10 protein-coding genes are annotated in these 18128 nt (G+C 53.0%); 4 read left to right on the forward strand and 6 right to left on the reverse strand.

The features are described 5' to 3' along the window. From ACFPOF_RS11245 to ACFPOF_RS11255, 3 genes are all read left to right on the forward strand, one after another. On the forward strand, positions 1 to 595 hold a 595-nt coding region (locus ACFPOF_RS11245; RefSeq protein WP_378132537.1), incomplete at its 5' end, for a 3-keto-alpha-glucoside-1,2-lyase-like domain-containing protein. Positions 596 to 845: 250 nt separating this feature from the next. Beyond that, positions 846 to 4076, forward strand: a complete 3231-nt coding sequence (locus tag ACFPOF_RS11250) for a discoidin domain-containing protein (RefSeq protein WP_378132538.1) — start codon at positions 846 to 848, stop codon at positions 4074 to 4076. A gap of 61 nt (positions 4077 to 4137) precedes the next feature. Beyond that, positions 4138 to 6381, forward strand: coding sequence for a discoidin domain-containing protein (locus ACFPOF_RS11255; protein ID WP_378132540.1), 2244 nt, complete (start codon positions 4138 to 4140; stop codon positions 6379 to 6381). A gap of 94 nt (positions 6382 to 6475) precedes the next feature. On the opposite strand, the gene ACFPOF_RS11260 is transcribed toward ACFPOF_RS11255, so the two are convergent. The 6 genes from ACFPOF_RS11260 to ACFPOF_RS11285 form a co-directional block, all read right to left on the reverse strand. Next, a complete protein-coding gene (locus tag ACFPOF_RS11260) occupies positions 6476 to 9043 on the reverse strand; it encodes a discoidin domain-containing protein (RefSeq protein WP_378132542.1) in 2568 nt (855 codons plus the stop codon). A 145-nt stretch (positions 9044 to 9188) separates the two neighbouring features. Then, the gene (locus tag ACFPOF_RS11265) at positions 9189 to 10784 is read right to left on the reverse strand and encodes an ABC transporter substrate-binding protein (RefSeq protein WP_378132543.1); all 1596 of its coding nucleotides are present in this window, start codon (positions 10782 to 10784) and stop codon (positions 9189 to 9191) included. A gap of 57 nt (positions 10785 to 10841) precedes the next feature. Next, positions 10842 to 11729, reverse strand: coding sequence for a carbohydrate ABC transporter permease (locus ACFPOF_RS11270; protein WP_378132545.1), 888 nt, complete (start codon positions 11727 to 11729; stop codon positions 10842 to 10844). 36 nt (positions 11730 to 11765) lie between these two features. After that, a complete protein-coding gene (locus ACFPOF_RS11275; protein WP_378132547.1) occupies positions 11766 to 12698 on the reverse strand; it encodes an ABC transporter permease in 933 nt (310 codons plus the stop codon). A gap of 94 nt (positions 12699 to 12792) precedes the next feature. Beyond that, on the reverse strand, positions 12793 to 14592 hold the full coding sequence (locus tag ACFPOF_RS11280; protein WP_378132548.1) for a cache domain-containing sensor histidine kinase: 1800 nt from the start codon (positions 14590 to 14592) through the stop codon (positions 12793 to 12795). Next, positions 14585 to 16150, reverse strand: a complete 1566-nt coding sequence (locus tag ACFPOF_RS11285) for a response regulator transcription factor (RefSeq protein ID WP_378132550.1) — start codon at positions 16148 to 16150, stop codon at positions 14585 to 14587. The genes ACFPOF_RS11280 and ACFPOF_RS11285 overlap by 8 nt, the downstream gene beginning before the upstream one ends. A gap of 276 nt (positions 16151 to 16426) precedes the next feature. Here ACFPOF_RS11285 and ACFPOF_RS11290 point away from each other — a divergent pair, with 276 nt between their 5' ends. After that, positions 16427 to 18094, forward strand: a complete 1668-nt coding sequence (locus tag ACFPOF_RS11290) for an ABC transporter substrate-binding protein (protein ID WP_378132552.1) — start codon at positions 16427 to 16429, stop codon at positions 18092 to 18094. The last annotated feature ends 34 nt before the right edge of the window (positions 18095 to 18128 follow it).

The raw sequence follows: 18128 nt of genomic DNA on the forward strand, positions 1-18128 counted from the left end.
AAACGGAACGAGCCTCCGCGCGAATCCGAACGACGGCAACAGATATCGCATGCAGTTCGCCGAAATCCAGCTGTACCACAACACGTCGGAAACGGCTACGACCGGCTTGTTCTCCGACGATTTCAGCGGAGACTTGAGCAAGTGGGTATACACGGACAGCAGCGCCATTCAGAATGGCGAGTTCCGTGTAACCGCCAACGAAAGGATCCGCAACGCGCAAGGCGGCTATGATTGGACGAACTACGCGTTCGAGTCCGACGTCAAGATCACGAAGAGCGCGGTCGGCCTCGTCTTCCGCAGCGCGGACGATAACAACTTCTACATGTGGCAAGTTACGGCTGCGGGCAAGCTGCGCCCGCACAAGAAAGTGAACGGCGTATGGACGCTGATCAAGGAAGTGAATGCCGGTTTCGTCGCCAACACGGCTTACAACGTCAAGATCGAAGCGAACGGTTCTACGATCAAGACGTACGTCAACGGTACGTTGGTCGACACGACGACCGATACGACGTTCTCGCGCGGCAACATCGGCTTCCGCGTCGACACCTCTGTCGAGGAAGGCATTATCGACAATGTTAAAGTGACTGCGCTGTAAGGATTGACGAGAACTAGAAAAAGGGCAGTTCCAAGCGTCGCATTTGCGGCCCTCGGGACTGCCCTCTTGAGCTTTTCAGCAATTGTTGGCAATTGTTTGTTCACTTTAATATAAAACTCCCCTGGACAATGCCTTCAATTCAGGCAATTGGAAAGAACAAAGAATGATAAATCTGATAAATTAAAATATTCTGTCATTTGTTATGATGGGAACTACCCCACGCAATTAAAATCGATCACAGAGGAGGAAGATGATGGAAGCGTATTCGGTAGGTTATGCGACGGGAAAGTTATCCAGGGTATCCAAGGCGTCTGGCTCGTTCCGGCTGCTCGTTGTGGCAGCTCTGTTGTTAACGGGCCTTCTGTTCTGGTTCCCGAATACCGGCAGCGCCGCAGGGCAAGCAGGGTGGAGCAAGCTCTACTCCAACGACGGCACGTTCACCGCGATGGCCATCGGATCAGGTCAGTCGCGAGGCGAACAGTTTAACGCCGATCAAACGTTCAATTCGCTTAAGGTGTTGTGTCCGAGTTACTCGAACAACATTGGCAATCTGACGTTAAGCCTTTACAAATGGCGCTCCGATTACGCGACGGCGGTTGCCGGAACGCCGATCGCCACCCAAACGTATACGAACTTTACCGATAATTCATGGTTGACGCTGAACTTCGCCAATTTGCCGGCCGGTTCGTATTTATGGGTGCTTAACGGAGCGACGGAGAGCGTCGGCGTATGGGCGTATGCATCCAGCACGCATCCTTCGACCGCCTATTATCAAGGCAGTACGACAGGGCTGCAAGGCTATGATTACGTATCCGAGATTTACACGTTAGGAGAAGCGCCCAACGTTGTGCCCAGCTTGCGGGAATGGGCGAGCTCCACAGGGATTTTCAGTCTTGTAACCGGTTCCCGTATTGCAATTGACAGCGCCTACATTGCTGCGTTAACGGATACGGCTCAGACGTTCCGCGATGATGTGCTGGCGCTGAACGGCCGTTCGCTTACCATTGTAAACACGACGACTCCTCAAGCGGGGGACTTATTCCTGACCATAAACAATTCCGATACGGGAATCGGGGATGAAGGCTATATTTTGCAGGTCGCCGGGTACACAACCATTAAAGCGAACACCGTCAAAGGCGTCTTCTACGGCACGCGAACCGCGCTGCAATTGCTGAATCAAAGCCCCGGCAAGATCAGCATGCCGCTGGGGACGGCCCGGGACTATCCGGCTTATCCAGAACGCGCGTTTATGCTGGACGTTGCGCGCAAGTACTTCACCGTCGATTTTATTAAGGACTATATTAAATTCCTTTCCTTCCACAAGATCAACGATCTTCACATTCATTTCTCCGACGATAGCGCGTTCCGTCTGCAAAGCACGACCTATCCGGGCTTGGCTGCTGCACAAAGCTACAGTCATGCCGATATTGCCGCCATACAGGATGCAGGACGCAAATACCATGTCACGATCACGCCGGAAATTGACCTGCCTGGCCACGCTCTATCCATGACGACTTATAACCCTGCGATCAAAAATCAAACCTGGAGCAATGTGATCGACTTGTCGCTTCCGGCAACTTTTACATTCGTGAACAATTTGCTCGACGAATTTGTGCCGCTGTTCGAGGCGCCGGATTTCCACATTGGAGCGGATGAAACGCCGAACGATGCCAGGGGGTTCCCATATGGAGACGCGAATGTGGACTCGGATCAGCGCACGCATAATTACGCGTTATCGAAAGGCTATTCGACCGCAGGGGAACTGTATCGCAAGTTCATCAATGATTATAATGCCTATCTGAAAAACAAAGGGAAGCATACGCGCGTATGGGCCTGGTTCGATACGCTTCCCGGCAACATTCCGATCGATACGGATATCGTCTATGACGCTTGGCTGGCCACAAATATTCAATCCGTATCGCAGCGCGGCTTCTCCATCATCAACTCTTCGGCCGCGAACCTGTACAGCGTACCGGGGACGGAGTGGCAGCCGAACAACGTCAATATGTATCCGAACTGGCAGCTGAGTATGTTTGATGCCTTCGGCACGTCCAACCAGCTTTTGCCCAACGATCCGCATATTCTGGGAGCGAAATTCAACAACTGGAACGACATCTCCTTAAACAAAGGCTTTACGGAGCTTGAGATCGACAAGGTGATCGCTCCTCCGATCAAGATGGTGGCCGAATTCACTTGGGGCGGACCGCGTTCTCCCGAAGGGTATCCCGCGTTTATTAACCGCACCGCGTTAGCCGGTCAAGCGCCCGGTCTGACGACGCTCGGCAACGATCCGTCCGTCAATCTGGCATTGACGCGTCCGGTAACCGTCTCGTCGACGGTAAACGGCAACTATCCCGGCATGGCGGCAGTCGACGGATCGGCGCAAACGAGGTGGGCAAGCGCCGAAGGGGTTGATCCGCAATGGATCTACGTAGACCTGGGGGCGCGATCCAGCTTTAACCGCATCAAGCTGAACTGGGAAGTCGCATACGCCTCGGCCTATACGATAGCGGTGTCTGACGATGCGACGAACTGGAAAACGATCTACTCGACAGCTTCGGGAGACGGCGGCATCGATGAAGTGGTCGTGCCTACGACAACGGCAAGGTATGTGCGGGTTTATGGTACGCAAAGAGCGACGTTATATGGATATTCGCTGTGGGAATTGGGCGTGTATTACGATCCGCCGATGGAAGACAATTACGCGCTGAACAAGACAGCGAAGGCGTCCTCTGTATTTCCCCCAGGGAATAGCGCTGACAAAGTATTGGACGGCAACGCGATGACAAGATGGTCGAGCGCGGAAGGCGTCGATCCGCAATGGGTCAGCATCGATCTGGGGCAAACGACGACAATTAACCGGGTTCAGCTCCATTGGGAAACGGCATATGGCAAATCGTACAAAATCCAGGTGTCGACCGACGAAGTGAATTGGACCGACGTGTATGCGACGACGAGCGGCGACGGCGGCATTGACGATATCGCATTCGCCAATACGAGCGCCAGATACGTACGTATGCTCGGGACGGCCCGGGGAACGGCATACGGATATTCGCTTTATGAATTCGGCGTATACAGCGATAACCCGACACCGGCCAATATGGCGCTCTCCAAGCCTGCAACCGCTTCGGGCGTTGACAGCGGTCTCGTGGCGAACAATGCAACCGACGGCAACGCGACGACCAGGTGGGCAAGTCTAAATGGCGTTGATCCGCAATGGATCTATGTCGACCTGGGCTCGGCGCAAAGCTTTAACGAAGTCAGACTGCTCTGGGAGACGGCTTACGGCAAAAGCTACAAAATTCAAGTGTCCAACAACGCTTCGACATGGACAGATGTATACCAGAACGCATCCGGAGACGGCGGGCTGGACGTCATTCGTCTGAAGGACACCAATGCCAGGTATGTCAGAATGTACGGGATTGAAAGAGGCACAGCCTGGGGGTATTCCTTGTATAGCTTTGAGATTTATAAGAGGTAGATCGGCTTCATGGTCAGCCTGCATGAAGCATGTCCCAAATCAGTCAAGGGAGGAGTCCGTGATGAGAAAACAATTCAAATCGTTGTTAGCCGTAAGTTTATTGGCGTCGTCGTTCGTGTTCGTCAAACCGTCCAATGCAAGCGCGGCTGCTGAGGACTTTCAAATCGGTATTTTCTGGCCGCCGGCCAGCGCTTATTCCAATGCGACCCAGTTCGACTATATCCGTGATGCGCACATTAATCTCATCCACAACGTGGATTCTACGGACTTGGATACGGTCGCCGAGAACGTCAATATGCTGAATCTCGCAAGCACGAGAGGCATCGCGGTTTCCGTGGCGGATTCCCGAAGTACGGCGCTCGACAGCGCCACGAACGCGCAGATCGATGCAATTGCTAATGATTATAAGAGCCACTCGGCTACTCACGGCTATTATGTCAAGGACGAGCCTGTGCCTTCGCAGTTCGCCGGATTCGCCCGGGCATATAACCGCTTCTTGTATAACCATCCTAGTTCGGAGCCTTACGTCAACATGCTGCCGACCTACTTCGGCTTCGCGGATTATCCGGCATACTTGAACCAGTGGGTTGAAACGGTAGGCGCCTCCAATCTGAAGACGCTGGCATTCGATAACTATCCTTGGAAAGCTGCAGCCGGGTCGTTCGGCGCTGATTATTTTCAGAACCTGGAGTACATTCGGCATGCCGGCTTAAAATATAACGTGCACACGGGTTCCTACCTGCAATCGGTAGGGATCCCGAACTCGCTGCGGCGGCCGAACGCCAACGAACTGAGATATAACGCTTATACGAATGTCGCTTACGGCATCAAGGAGCTGTACTGGTTCACGTGGTGGACCCCGACGGGACGCTCTGAGCCGTTCACCAACGCCATTATCGACCCGAACGGCAACAAGACGGATTTGTATGTACCGGTTCAGACGATTAACGGAGAAATCGAGAAGCTCGGGCCGACGCTCGTCAAGCTGACCTCCCAAAGCGTCTACCACAACGGCGTTATGGCGAGCGGTACTGTGCCGATTCCGAACAATTTCTTCTGGAAGCCGGCGGACGCGAGCGCCAATGTCATGATCTCGCATTTCAAACATTCGAACGGCAGACACTACGTGATGGTCGTCAACAGAACGTTGACGGATACGCTTACGCTGTCTTTTAACGTGAATCCGAAGCCATCCACTGTAACTGAAGTTTCCAAATCAACGGGACTGGGAGTGGCTACGAACTATAACGCAACTACAGGCACGATTTCCTCGAATTTCGCTCCGGGCGAAGGCAGACTGTATGCGTTACCGGCAGGCTTCGATCCCGAGTACAATCTGGCGTTGAACCGCAGCGTATCGTCCTCTAGCTCGGTCGAGGCGTATGGTTGGTCCAAATCAGCGTTGGTTGACGGACAAACGGGTACGGTTACCGGCTCCGCGGGTTGGTCGAGCTCCAACAGCTTGGCGACGAACCATACGGAGTGGGTTACGATCGACTTGGGCGGGTTGAACGTCGTCAACGAAATCCGCATGTTTCCGCGTAATGACGCCGTTAATGCGGGTTACGGCTTCCCCGTCGACTTCCAAGTACAAGTCTCCTCCGACAATACGAACTGGACGCCTGTCGTTACGCGCACCGGTTACGCCAATCCGGGCGGCGCCGTTCAAACCTTTACGTTCGGCAGACAAGCAGCGCGTTATGTCAGGGTGAACGGCACGAGCCTGCGCGCGAATCCGAACGAAAGCAACAACTATCGCATGCAGTTCGCCGAAATCCAGCTGTACCACAACACGTCGGAAACCGCTACGACCGGCTTGTTCTCCGACGATTTCAGCGGCGACTTGAGCAAGTGGGTATACACGGATAGCAGCGCAATTCAAAACGGCGAATTCCGTGTCACCGCCAACGAACGCATCCGCAACGCGAAAGGCGGCTATGATTGGACGAACTACGCGTTCGAATCCGACGTCAAGATCACGAAAAGCGCGGTCGGCCTAGTGTTCCGGAGCACGGATGATAACAACTTCTACATGTGGCAAGTAACAGCCGCAGGCAAGCTGCGCCCGCATAAGAAAGTGAACGGCGTATGGACGCTGATCAAGGAAGTGAATGCCGGCTTCGTCGCCAACACCGCTTACAATGTCAAGATCGAAGCGGTCGGCTCCACGATCAAGACGTACGTTAACGGTACGTTGGTCGACACGACAACCGATACGACGTTCTCGCGCGGCAACATTGGCTTCCGCGTCGACACCGCTGTCGAGGAAGGCATTATCGACAACGTGAAGGTATCGGCGCTGTAAGGGTTTGACGCGAACTAGAAAAAGGGCAGCTCCAAGCGTCGCATTTGCGGCCCTCGGGACTGCCCTTTTGAGCTTTACAGCAATTTTGGGCGATTTAATGATCGGCAACCATTTCTCCCAGCTGTATATAATAATTGCCGAATTGATCGGCGCTCAGCTTGGTTGCGTAGAGCCGGAAATACCGCGCCGACACAAGGCCGCTAAACGGAAACACCTGCGTCGTGCTTCCCGGATTGTAATAATCGACATAAGTATGACCGCTAATGTCAGTCCAATTCACGCCGTCGGTGCTCGACTGCAGCTTAAAGTTGACGGGAAAACAGTAGTCGGGCCGCGGCCTTACACGTAATCCGCTCCAGTTTTGCACGCTGCCCATGTCGATCGACACCCACTCGGTGCTGGAGGCGGAGCCATGAGCGTTACTGGACCAGTAGGTGTTGTTCTGCCCGTCGGCTACTTTGGCCGCCTCCCATCCTGCGATCGACGAAGATACGGAGGCGGTTCGCTTCGGCGTCATGTCCGGCTTCACGTCGGCGATCTGCATATAGTAATTGCCGTATTGGTCCGCGCTCAGCTTGGTCGCATATATCCGGATATAACGGGCGTTCACGGTGCTGTCGAATTTGAAAGTTTGGGTAGCGGTTCCGGGATTCGGATAGGCTGTATAAGCGGCTCCGGTTATGTCCGTCCAAGTGGTGCCGTTGTTGCTGCTCTGGAATTTGAAATCGACCGGAAAGCCATATCCGTTAAGAGCGCGCGGCGTGACTTTAATTGCGTCGAAGCTGTTCACAGCCCCCGTATCTATCGCCACCCATTCAGTAGAGGCTGCCGATGCATGACCGATGCTAGACCACGCAGTGTCCGGATTGTCATCCAGAACTTTGTAACCTTCCCATCCCGAAGTCATGGACGATTGACTGACACTGTAAGGGATATCTTCTATTTTCACATCGCCAAGCTGTAAGCGATAGATCCACGGCTGGTTCTCGTCATGGCCGAGCTCGGTCGCGTAAATTCTGACATAGCGGCCGTTCAGCGGCTCGTTAAAATCATACACCATCTGTGTCGGCGACTCGATCCTATACTGGCGGATGTCATAATCGGCGTCGATCCACGTGCTGTTGTCCGTGCTCACTTGAATGATGAATTTGCCTGGGAACGAAAATTCGTTTGGTTGCCGCGGCGTCAGCGTCACCCGCTTGACCATCCGGTTGCCGCCCGTGTCCACGGTAATCCACTCCGTGCTTTTGCTGTCAGTATGGCCAATGCTCGACCAGGTCGTGTTCACATCCGCGTCGACCGCCTTGGATGCCTCCCATCCGCTCAACTGGGAAGATGCGGAGACGCCGGCGCGCGGGCTAGCCGTCAGGTTAAGCGGCATGACGCTCACCTGCGGGGAATTGCCGCTATCCCCGGCTGCATTGGTGGCGACGACGGTAAAATAGTATGCCGTGCCGTTCGTAAGTCCTGTCACCGTATACGGGCTGGAGGTAATGCCGGACAACGTCGTTGTATACGAGCCGCTGGACGTGCCGTATTTCACGTTGTACGTTTCGCCCGCCACACCGGATGTGCGGAAATGCAGCGTCGCCTGGCCGTTGCCTGCGATGGCCGCTTTGACGATCGGCACAGCCGGCAAATTTGAGTCGGTCAGCATGATCGGATTCATCGCCGTGTACCAATAGGCCCACTTCGTACCGTAAGCGTAGGCGATGCGGTTGCTCTTCGTCGTGTCGAATTGCCCAAGCTCGTTGCCGGTGATGCCGGCATTGTGAGCCGCGACGTTGATAAAGCTTTTCGGCAGCGTGGCCGGCTTGTAGCTGATACCGTCAGTCGATTCGTATAGCTTGATATACGCGAACGGACTGAACCGTCTGGCGGTGCCGATCGCGATAAACTTGTTCATCGAAGGCACATATTTGTGGTCTGTCGAATCGTCCCCATCGATGTCGCGGTTGATCGCAACTCCCTGATACGTCGTGCTGCCGGGCCAGTTGGGATTCGAAGTCGAGGCTGTCCGCACCCGCGTCTGATTGATTGGTTTACCCGTTGCCGGATCTCGACTCCACCAAGTGTAGTAAATATAGAGAGTCGAATCCTTAACGACGAAACTTGGCTCGCCGGCACCATACGTATCGATATTCGGGTCGTCGAACGCGATGAATGGCTGCGGATTCGCGCCACCCCAGCCGCTTCCGTTCCACTTGGCCCATGGTCCGGCCGCGCTGGTAGCGCGGGCGACATAGACGTCGTTGTCGGTGCCGTTGCTGTTTTCCGTCGAGGTGTAGCCCATGAAATAATAGCCTCCGAATTTGACGACGCCCGGATCGCACACCGAATAGGCGTCTCTCGCGCCGGGCGTCGGCTGCAGGGCGATCGATTCGGCGCCCCACGTCGCGCCGTTGTCGGGAGAATGCTTGTAACGGATGTAATCCCACGCACCGGAAGCGCCCGGCGAGCATGTCCACATGTCGATGCTGTTGTCCGCGTTCAGAATCATCGACGGTCCATAGCGGTACGCTCCGCCCGTTGACGGGTCGTATACGTTCCAGCCAGCCGACGTCGTCCCCGTTACGGCGGCAAATACGTTAGTCGGAAATGCGACGAGATGAGCCAGGGCGATGATGATTCCGCGCAAACCGGTTGATATTCGTTTCATCATGAATGCCTCCTTTTTGTATCCGCTGGGATAAGGGATACCCGTCGAAAAAAGTCGTCATTCTTTCCCGATTGATGAAACGTCCGAGACGATAGGCTTCGTCTCGGACGTTTCGTTGTACGTAGATAAAGTATTGCACGGATAAAACTTACTGGGATTGTTTCGAAGCAACGAACGCTGCGACCTGTTTTTTGACCTCTTCGACGATTTTTTCCGCGCCGGCTTTTTTGTAGCGGGAGAGCAGATCTTCGACGGCGGCATCTACGTCTTTAACAAGGCCCATCTGAATCGGCTGCATATACTGTTTGTCGATGTTGCTAATGAGCGCAAGCTCGGACTTGAAGCTCGTCGTGTCGATGTTAAAGCCGTTGAGCAGGCTCGGCTGCGCTTTGGCCAATAGCGCGTTTTTCATGTCGATATAAGCTTGCGTATAGTTTTCGAGCGGGGGCCATTGGTCGCGGTTGTTCGACCACCAGCCTGCGCCGTACATCGGATATGGATTCGGATCGGCTTGGGTGACGACGAGTTTACCGTCGGCGTTGATCGTATAGTTTTTGCCTTCGATGCCGAATGCGAGCAGCATGTTGTACGACTTGTCTTGGTGCAGCAGGTCGAGGGCCATCAACGCGCGTTCGTAGTTTTTCGATTGCGGCGAGATCGCGAAACCGTTGCCTGTTGCCGGACGGGTCATGACGAAGCCGCTTGCCGTAATATTAGGGATGGCGCCTAATTCCCAGCCTTTGGCGGCCATGTCGGCGCTGTACTGCACGTAATTTTCGAAGGCGTTCGCCCAGTAGCCCGATTTCCCTTCTTTGCCTAGGTCGGCTCCGCTCGTTTTTTGCGCGAACGCATTTTTGGGTAACAGTCCTTTGTCGGCCCATTCTTTCATCGTTTTGGCGGCATCGATAAATTTCGCTTTGAACGAATCATCGAGCAAGCCGGTAATCGAATAAGCAGTATCATCCGGATAGAACCCGATCAGGAACGTGTTTTCTTTCTGGACGTAGTTTTGCAGCAATGCGGCGAAGATGCCTTGAACGTCGCTTGCCGCTCCGTCGATCGGCAGCATTCCCTTCTCGTTGTCCTTCAGCGCCTGGAAGTAAGCTCCGAGATCCTTAAATGTTTTCATTTCCGGCACATTGTACTTTTTGCGCAAATCTTCTCGGTAGAAGCCCGTGCCAACGTCAAGCTCCTTAAATGTCTGCGGAATCATATAAATTTTGCCGTTCACGCGCGCGTCAGCCCATTGCCCTTCGGACGTCGCCTTGGCGGAAAGTGGCATGAATTTATTGACATCGTCCAGCGTAATTTCGTGATAACCGCCTTTAGCAGCGTTCGAGGGATAGTTGACGTTGCCGTAAATGACGTCCCAGTCTTGCGGCGAAGCGAGTACGAGCGGATATTTCGTCTGCATGTCGGCGAACGGAATGTACGTCAGTTCGATCGTTGCGTTGATGTCCGCTTCCAGCTTTTTGTTCACTTCGGCCATAACAGCGTCATTATCTTTAGGCGGCTCGCCGAGCAGAACGAACTTTAACGTTACTTTGTCAAGCTGCGCTTTCGCCGACTCCGACGCGGGCGGCGATTTCGACGATGCCTGAGCGCTTGAGGGCGGAGCGCTCGAATCGCCGGACGGCGAAGCGGCGTTCGTATTATTGTTTTTGCTCGAGCAGGCAGACAAAATAAGAATCATACAAATCATGTAGACAATGCCCCATGACGCCTTTCTATTCCATTTGCGCATGTTTCGATTAACCTCCCGTTTTGTATTGTAACTATGTTAAACCGCCTTGCGGCGGAATTAACCTTTGACCGCACCGATCGTCATACCGGCGACAAAATATTTCTGCACGAACGGGTAAGCGAACACAATCGGGCCCGTCGCTACGACAGTAAGCGCGAGCTTAACCGTCTGCTGCGGCAATTCGATCACGGAAGCCGCGCCGTTGTTTTGCAGCATCTGTTTGGCGAATGTCGTGGAGCTAAGAATTCTGTACAGCGTATACTGGAGCGGGAACAGGTTTTCTTTGGTGACGAACAGCGTCGCCGTGTACCAGTCGTTCCAATAGCCAAGCGCGATAAACAGACCGATGGAAGCGAGAGCTGGCTTGAGAAGCGGGAACACGACTTTGACGAAAATGTATAAATCGTTGGCGCCGTCGATTTTGGCTGATTCGGAGATCGAATCCGGGATACTGTTCACGATATATGTCCGCAGGATTAAAATGTAGATGACGTTAAACATCCCGTTCAGTACCAATATCATCAACGTATTGCGCAACATTAAGTAGTTGGACATGAGCAGGTAGAATGGAACTAGTCCTCCGCTGAAAAGAGTCGTGAAAAACAAGTAGAACGCCATCGCGTTACGGTATTTCACATCTTTCCGCGATAGCACATAAGCGGTCATCGAGGAGAAGAAAAGGGCAACCGCAGTTCCGACGACCGTAACGAACATCGTAACCAAGTAGCTGTGTATGATTTTGTCAGGCTGCAAAAAAATGAACTTGTACGCGCTAAGATCGAACGTTCGCGGCAGCAGCGAATAGCCATCCTGCAAAATCGTGCTTTCGTCTTGGAACGAACCTACGAGTAGCATGATGAACGGCAGCACCGCAGCCAAGCCGACAAATCCGACGATAACGAAAGCGAATAGGTTAAACACGATAACGTCTTTTCCTGTTCTCATGCGGCTAATCCGCCTCTCCCCTCGCGAACCGCGATTCTAGTAAAGTGCATAGTCGCTATTTCCTTTTTTGACGAGCCAGTTGACCGTATAGATGATTAGAAAGCTCAGAACGGACTGGTAGACGCCGCCAGCGGAGGCCATGCCGAAATCGTTCGCGAACACGAGTGAGCGGAATACGAACGTGTCGATAATGTCCGTCTTGTCGGCCAGCAGTCCGTTGTCGCCGATCAGTTGGTAGAACATATCGAATTCGCCGCGCATAATACGGGACAAGCCGAGCAGCACAAGTGTGATGATTGTCGGCTTCAGCATCGGAAGCGTAATGTACAGGATGCGTTGGAAAATGTTCGCGCCGTCGATCTTGGCCGATTCGTAGCTTTCCTGATCGGCGCCCATAATCGCCGACAAGTACAGGATGCTGGAAAATCCGATCCCCTTCCAGACATAGAACAGCGGAAGCAGCAGCAGCCAAATGTTCGGATTGGAGTAGATGTCGATCGGCTGCGCGCCGAGCGCTTTGAGCCACCTGTTCAACGCGCCGTAATCATAGTTGAAGATGTTGTAGACGAACGCCGACACCGTCACCCATGAAATGAAGTACGGCAAGAACATAAACGTCTGTGCTGTCTTTTTGAAATATTTGCCGGCCATTTCCGCGATCAGAACGGCGACGAGCACCGATAGCACCGTGCTGACCGTCAGGAACACCAGATTGTACAAAATCGTATTTGTTGTAACAGTCCAAAGTTTTCCGGATTCGACGAAAAATCTGAAGTTGATCCAGCCGTTCCACTTGCTTCCGAAGATGCCGCCGCTATAGGAGTACTCTTTGAACGCGATAATAATACCCGGCATCGGAAGGTACGCGAGAACAAGGAAATAAAGGCCGACGGGCAGGAACATCAAATATAAAATCCGGTTTTTGGCCAACTCGTACAGGAAACCGCTGCGTTTGTGGACCTCTTTCATTGCTTCACCTCTTGCATATGGCATTTATGTGTGCGCTTTCATAATAAAGCGCTTGCAACATCCGTCGCTACAAGACAAATTTACGATCTCTTTTTTATCTTATGGAATGCAAGGGCAATGAAACCGACACCGTCACGCCCGGACCCGCGTTGCGTCTGTAGGTCAGCCCGTAATCTTCCCCGTAAAGCAGCTTGATCCGCTTGTTGATGTTATTTGCGCCGTACCCGCGGAATGCATTTGTTTTATTCACATCGAAAATGTTGTCCAGATTTTCGTTGGAAATACCGACCCCATCATCTGAGACGGTAACGACGAGCTTCCCATCTGCTTCTTCGGCGCCGATCCGGATCGTTCCCGTTCCGTTTTCCGTCTCAAGGATACCGTGAATAATCGCGTTCTCGACAAGCGGCTGCAGCGTTATTTTCGGCATTGGACATTCATGCAGCGCTTCGGGAACGTCGACGAGCAGCGTAATGCCGTTGCTGAACCGCGCGTTCTGTATCGCAACGTACGCCTTAATATGTTCGATTTCATTGTGCAGCGTGACGAGGTCCTCCCCTTTGCTTAAGCTCAGCTTGTAAAACTTCGACAACGACTGTACGAGATCGTAGATGCCCTGCTCCTGAATGCGCATCGCCTTCCAGTAGATGAGATCAAGCGTGTTGTACAAAAAATGCGGATTGATCTGGGCTTGCAGCGCTTTGAGCTCCATCGATTTCACTTCTTGGCCGAGCGCGTATTTCTCGTCGAGCAGCTGCGTCACTTTGGTGATCATCGATTTGAAGTTGCGCGACAGTTCGCCGATTTCGTCCTTTCCCTCATGTGTGATCTGAATGTTGAAATCGCCCTGCCGTATGCTCTTCATTTGAACGATCAAGCTGCGCATTCTGCGTGTGCTCGACGCCGCTGCGACGAACGCGAGCGGCAGCAGAAACAGCGCAATAACAAACGTAATGGCCAGCATCCGTTCCACCGCTTTTTTTTGCGATCCCAAAATTTCCTTATAAGGCGTAAGACCGATCAAATACCAGTCGGTGTCCGCAACCGTCTGCGCGCCGACCAGAAATTCTGCTTGCCCGAAAAATCGTTTCTCCCATATCCCCGATTTCAACTGCGTCGACGTGTATTGCTGCAAAATATCCGTACGGAACGACAAGCCGCTCGCATTCGCCCCCGCCGAACGGACAATGACCTCTCCGCGAGGGTCGACGAGAAACACGGCTGTCTCCTTCGTAATGGCGACACCGTCGAGAATCGAAGCGAAGATGCTTTCCGGTACATCGATAGTGAACACGCCAATGACGCTTTGCAGGCTTTCTCTGTCGTAGATGTTTCTGGCAATGGCAACGGTGCGCTTCGTATCCGACAACAGGGCGCCGGTTTTGATTTCGTTCGGAAAAATGGCGAATGTCGACCGGTTTTGTCTCAGGTTCTTGTACCAGGAAGCCCCGGCGAGGCGGCTTATTTTCATGACGTCGTCCGTCTCGTTATTAGCGGCGACGGCTTGCGACGTATACAGGTTTGTTTGGAGAATATCTTCGCTCGGCTTCGTGAAATAAATTTGCTTGCGAATATCTTCGACGTCGAAGTTCCATAAGCCGTAATTGTTCGCGTAATACGCCGAGTCCCGATGAAGAATGTCCTGAATTTTCTCGTTGGAGGCCAGTATGTTCAGGAAGTTTTTGGCGATGTACAGTTTGTACTCCATGAAGGATCGGCTTTGCTCGAATGCTTGTCGTGAGGAATAGCGCGCTTGCGCTTCGAGATCCTTCGAGGTCATCCGGTAATCGACGAAAATAAACAATGTGAACGAAAGGGCCAGCAGCAGCAAATATTGGAGGAACAGCTTGTAGTGAAGGCGCAAGTCGCGGTAAAAGCCGAATAGTTTAGTCATACTGATGCTTCACCCTGTATTCGGAAGGCGTGCAGCCCGTATATTTTTTGAACATGGTCGAGAAGTAGTTCGTATCCGTAAGCCCGATGTCGGTCGTAACTTCGTATAGCTTCTTCTGCCGGTCGCGAAGGAGCTCTTTGGCCTTCTCGATTCGCAGCTCGGTTATATATTCGCCAAGCGTGCGGCCTGTCGTTTTTTTGAACAGGGCGCATAGGTACGTCTGGCTCAAATGCGTATGCGCCGCAATCGTTTGGATCGACAACTGATTGCTCTCGTAATGGCTGGCAATATATTTTTTGACCTCGTCGATTTTTTCCAGGGAGCCGGACTTGCCCTCCGGCTTCTGCATCGTCATTTCGATATGCGTGAGCAGCAGCTGCGCCAGCTCGTCCAGCGTAATCCGCGTGTTGATTTCCCGCCACATATAGGTTCCGCCGCTGTCGTCAGTCGCATCGGCAATATCCCACTGCATTGTCGCTTCGAACAGTGCACGCATGAAGTTGAAATAAACGTTTCTGATCTTGCTCGTATCCGGATCCTCTGTCCGTCTGATGTCTGCGGTCAACTGCCGGACGTACGCTGTCACGCGTTCCGGCGAGTCGCTCCGCAGCTGTTTTTTGAACCGGGCGTATTCGGCTTTGTCGATGTCGTAACCTGTCGGAGCGGCCAGCGGCGGGACAAAAATCCGGTTCGTGCCGGCATAGAACTGCCTGCTGGCCGCTTCGAGCGCCGACTTATTTAGTTCCGCGAACGCGTCCCCGCGTTCCGTCGCGGAGCTGCAGCCGACAGACAGCGTATAGGCGTCCGGAAACGCCTCCTGCAATTGAACAAGCATGCGCTCGGCCGCCGCCTTCGCCTGCAGCGGCCCGGATACCTGCGCTCCGGTGATAACCGTCAGACAGTCGCTGCCCATAAATCCGGCGATATGACGTACATCCGCGGACGCATGCGCCCGGTCCACCGCGTTCAGCATGATCAACTTCATCAGTGTCTTCTCATGCTCGGCGACGGCGGGCGACCAGTTCAATACGATCGTATAAACGCGATACACATCCTCGCGAAGTAACGGCAGGACGGTCGGCTCGGCGCGCTCGAGCCAGACGGAGATGTCCGTCTCCTTGCAGATCAGATCGACAATTATTTCTTCGCGCCGGTAATGGACGCTCTCCTTCCGGTTGGAGAGGTCGAGCCGCTTCTGCACAACATTGACGAACAAGTCGCGCAGTTGCTCCATGTTGACGGGCTTATCCAAATAATCGGCGGCTTGCACATGAATGGCCGATTTCAGGTAAGCTTTGTCGGAGAAGCCGCTGAGAAACACGATTTCGCATGTTGGGTACAGGCTGCGGATGCGCTGCGCCAGCTCGATGCCGTTCATCTTCGGCATGCGGATATCGGTCAGCAGGATCGTAGGCCTGAACTTCTCGGCCAGCGCCAGCGCCGCCACGCCGTTCTCCGCTGCGCGAACTTGCTCGATGCCCCATTCTGACCACGGAACGAGCTCCATCAAGCTGTTGCGCGTCGTTTCCTCATCGTCGACTATTAGCAGGTTAACCATCGGTTCAACTCCCTTTCGCAATCGGCTGCAACCTTACGATAACAAGCTTTGTATTCGGTTACAAGCATTTCACTTTTGTATAAACGCGACTGCGCTACAGCACGGATTGCTTACGTTTTAACAACTGAACAGTTACGGATATGTGGTAAATACAAAGGGGATGTTGCCGCTTACAATGAAGGCAGAACGGAAGAGCAACCGCTGACAAGGCTGTAACTTCCGCGCTTTACAATCAAATAAGGGGTGAATGTATTGCGTATCAAAGGAAAAAGAAAAATGACCGTTTTATCGTTGTGCACAGCGCTCGTATTGACCCAGCTAGCGGGATGCAGCGGCAATAAAAATGCTGAGAATAGTCCCGAGAACAGCTCCCCGCCGCCGCCGTCGACGGCAAGCAGCAGCCCCTCCGCTTCGCCGGAAGCGTCAACTGCAGCCCCGGCCCCGGAATTGAGCGGTACGATCAGAATTTCTCTCGCCAATTTGTCGAATAAAGTATGGGGCGCGGTTGGAGAGGCTTACATGAAGAAGCATCCGGGCGTAAAGGTGATTGTAGATAATAAGCCGGCCGAAGGGTATAGAGATTGGCTGACGGCGCAATTCGCGGCTGGAACGCCGGAAGTGGACTTGGTCGTCAACAATGAAGTTGCGGATTTGAAAGCAGCTGGCAAGTTTGTCGATTATTATCCGTATTTCGAGAAAGACAATCCGTACACATCGAAGAAGTGGAAAGAAAGCTTTAATCTGCCGGCGATGAATATTAATCTGGACGCCATTAGCGCGGAAGACCATTTGTACGATCTGAGCTTCGAATCGATTCAGGTTGTGTGGGTGTATAACAAGGAAATATTCGCGAAGGCAGGCATTACCGATCCGCCGAAGACATTCGATGAATTGCTCGCAGACATGAAGAAGGTAACGGATGCAGGTTATGCAGGACTCGCTCTTGGCGGAGGCGCCAATTCCTTCTGGACAGGACGCGTCGGCTGGCTGGAGGGGATTTATGCGGATCAATATATGCGCGATTCCGTTAACATTTACCGCTCGCAAAGCAATGACTACACGTATTTCCCGAAAATCGACGATGCGTGGAAATACGATCCTACGGATCCGTATAACGATTCGAATCAGAAGACGACATCCAATGACTTGCGCGCTTTGAAAGCGATTAAGGATAAAGAAGGTCCTTACAAGATCGCAGGAAACCCGAAATGGAAAGAGTACATTGAACATCTGAAAGCATTGTTGAAATTTACGCCGAAAGGTTTCTTAGGTCTTAGCGACGATCAAGCATACACGTTGTTCCTGACGGGGAAAGCGGCAGCGACTCTCGCTTTCCCTGACCTGTACTGGCAGCTGCCTAAAGATTTCAAAGACGCGAAGAAGACGGGAGCAGCCGGCGGCGTCAAGCCTTTCGAATTCGGATTCTTTAATATGCCTTCGATAGAAGGACCGGAAGTGATGGCGCCTGCCCGCTCGGTTCAAATCCCGATCGGATATTGGGGCCTCGTGCAGAAGGATGCCGCCCAGACGGACCTTGATATCGACTTTATGATGTATTTGACGAGTCCGGAAGGCTATAAAGTTTATTTGGAAGCCATTCAGAACAGCACCGACGCTTCCTTGGCCGGTCCTCCGATGCTGAGAGACGTTCAACTGCCGGAAGAGATGCAGAAAGTATTCGCAAGCGTCGAACCGATCGGTCATTTCCAGAACGGTCCGACAGCAGCAGGCGTTCTTCCGCGCGGGTTGTGGGATTACCAGCCGTCTGTTCAAGACATGATCGTATCGATTCAGAAGTATTTGGGCGACAAAATTACGACGGAACAGTACTTGCAAGCACTGCAAGATAACGTCGACAAAAACTTCGAACCGATGTTGAAGGAGCGGAAAAAAGAGTTGTCCGATCTCGATCATCCTGATGTTAGACCGCCTGAACGCAAATAAGCAGACAAACATCGGATCGCGAAGACTTCCGCAT

It is taken from the genome of Cohnella soli (genome assembly GCF_042655525.1).
Taxonomy (GTDB): Bacteria; Bacillota; Bacilli; order Paenibacillales; family Paenibacillaceae; genus Cohnella; species Cohnella soli.

What these genes read in the sequence shown, in the direction of transcription:
- ACFPOF_RS11290 (WP_378132552.1), top strand. Translation starts at nt 16,427, where the DNA reads ATGACCGTTTTATCGTTGTGCACAGCGCTCGTATTGACCCAGCTAGCG.
- ACFPOF_RS11260 (WP_378132542.1), bottom strand. Translation starts at nt 9,043, where the DNA reads ATGATGAAACGAATATCAACCGGTTTGCGCGGAATCATCATCGCCCTG.
- ACFPOF_RS11270 (WP_378132545.1), bottom strand. Translation starts at nt 11,729, where the DNA reads ATGAGAACAGGAAAAGACGTTATCGTGTTTAACCTATTCGCTTTCGTT.
- ACFPOF_RS11255 (WP_378132540.1), top strand. Translation starts at nt 4,138, where the DNA reads ATGAGAAAACAATTCAAATCGTTGTTAGCCGTAAGTTTATTGGCGTCG.
- ACFPOF_RS11275 (WP_378132547.1), bottom strand. Translation starts at nt 12,698, where the DNA reads ATGAAAGAGGTCCACAAACGCAGCGGTTTCCTGTACGAGTTGGCCAAA.
- ACFPOF_RS11280 (WP_378132548.1), bottom strand. Translation starts at nt 14,592, where the DNA reads ATGACTAAACTATTCGGCTTTTACCGCGACTTGCGCCTTCACTACAAG.
- ACFPOF_RS11250 (WP_378132538.1), top strand. Translation starts at nt 846, where the DNA reads ATGATGGAAGCGTATTCGGTAGGTTATGCGACGGGAAAGTTATCCAGG.
- ACFPOF_RS11265 (WP_378132543.1), bottom strand. Translation starts at nt 10,784, where the DNA reads ATGCGCAAATGGAATAGAAAGGCGTCATGGGGCATTGTCTACATGATT.
- ACFPOF_RS11285 (WP_378132550.1), bottom strand. Translation starts at nt 16,150, where the DNA reads ATGGTTAACCTGCTAATAGTCGACGATGAGGAAACGACGCGCAACAGC.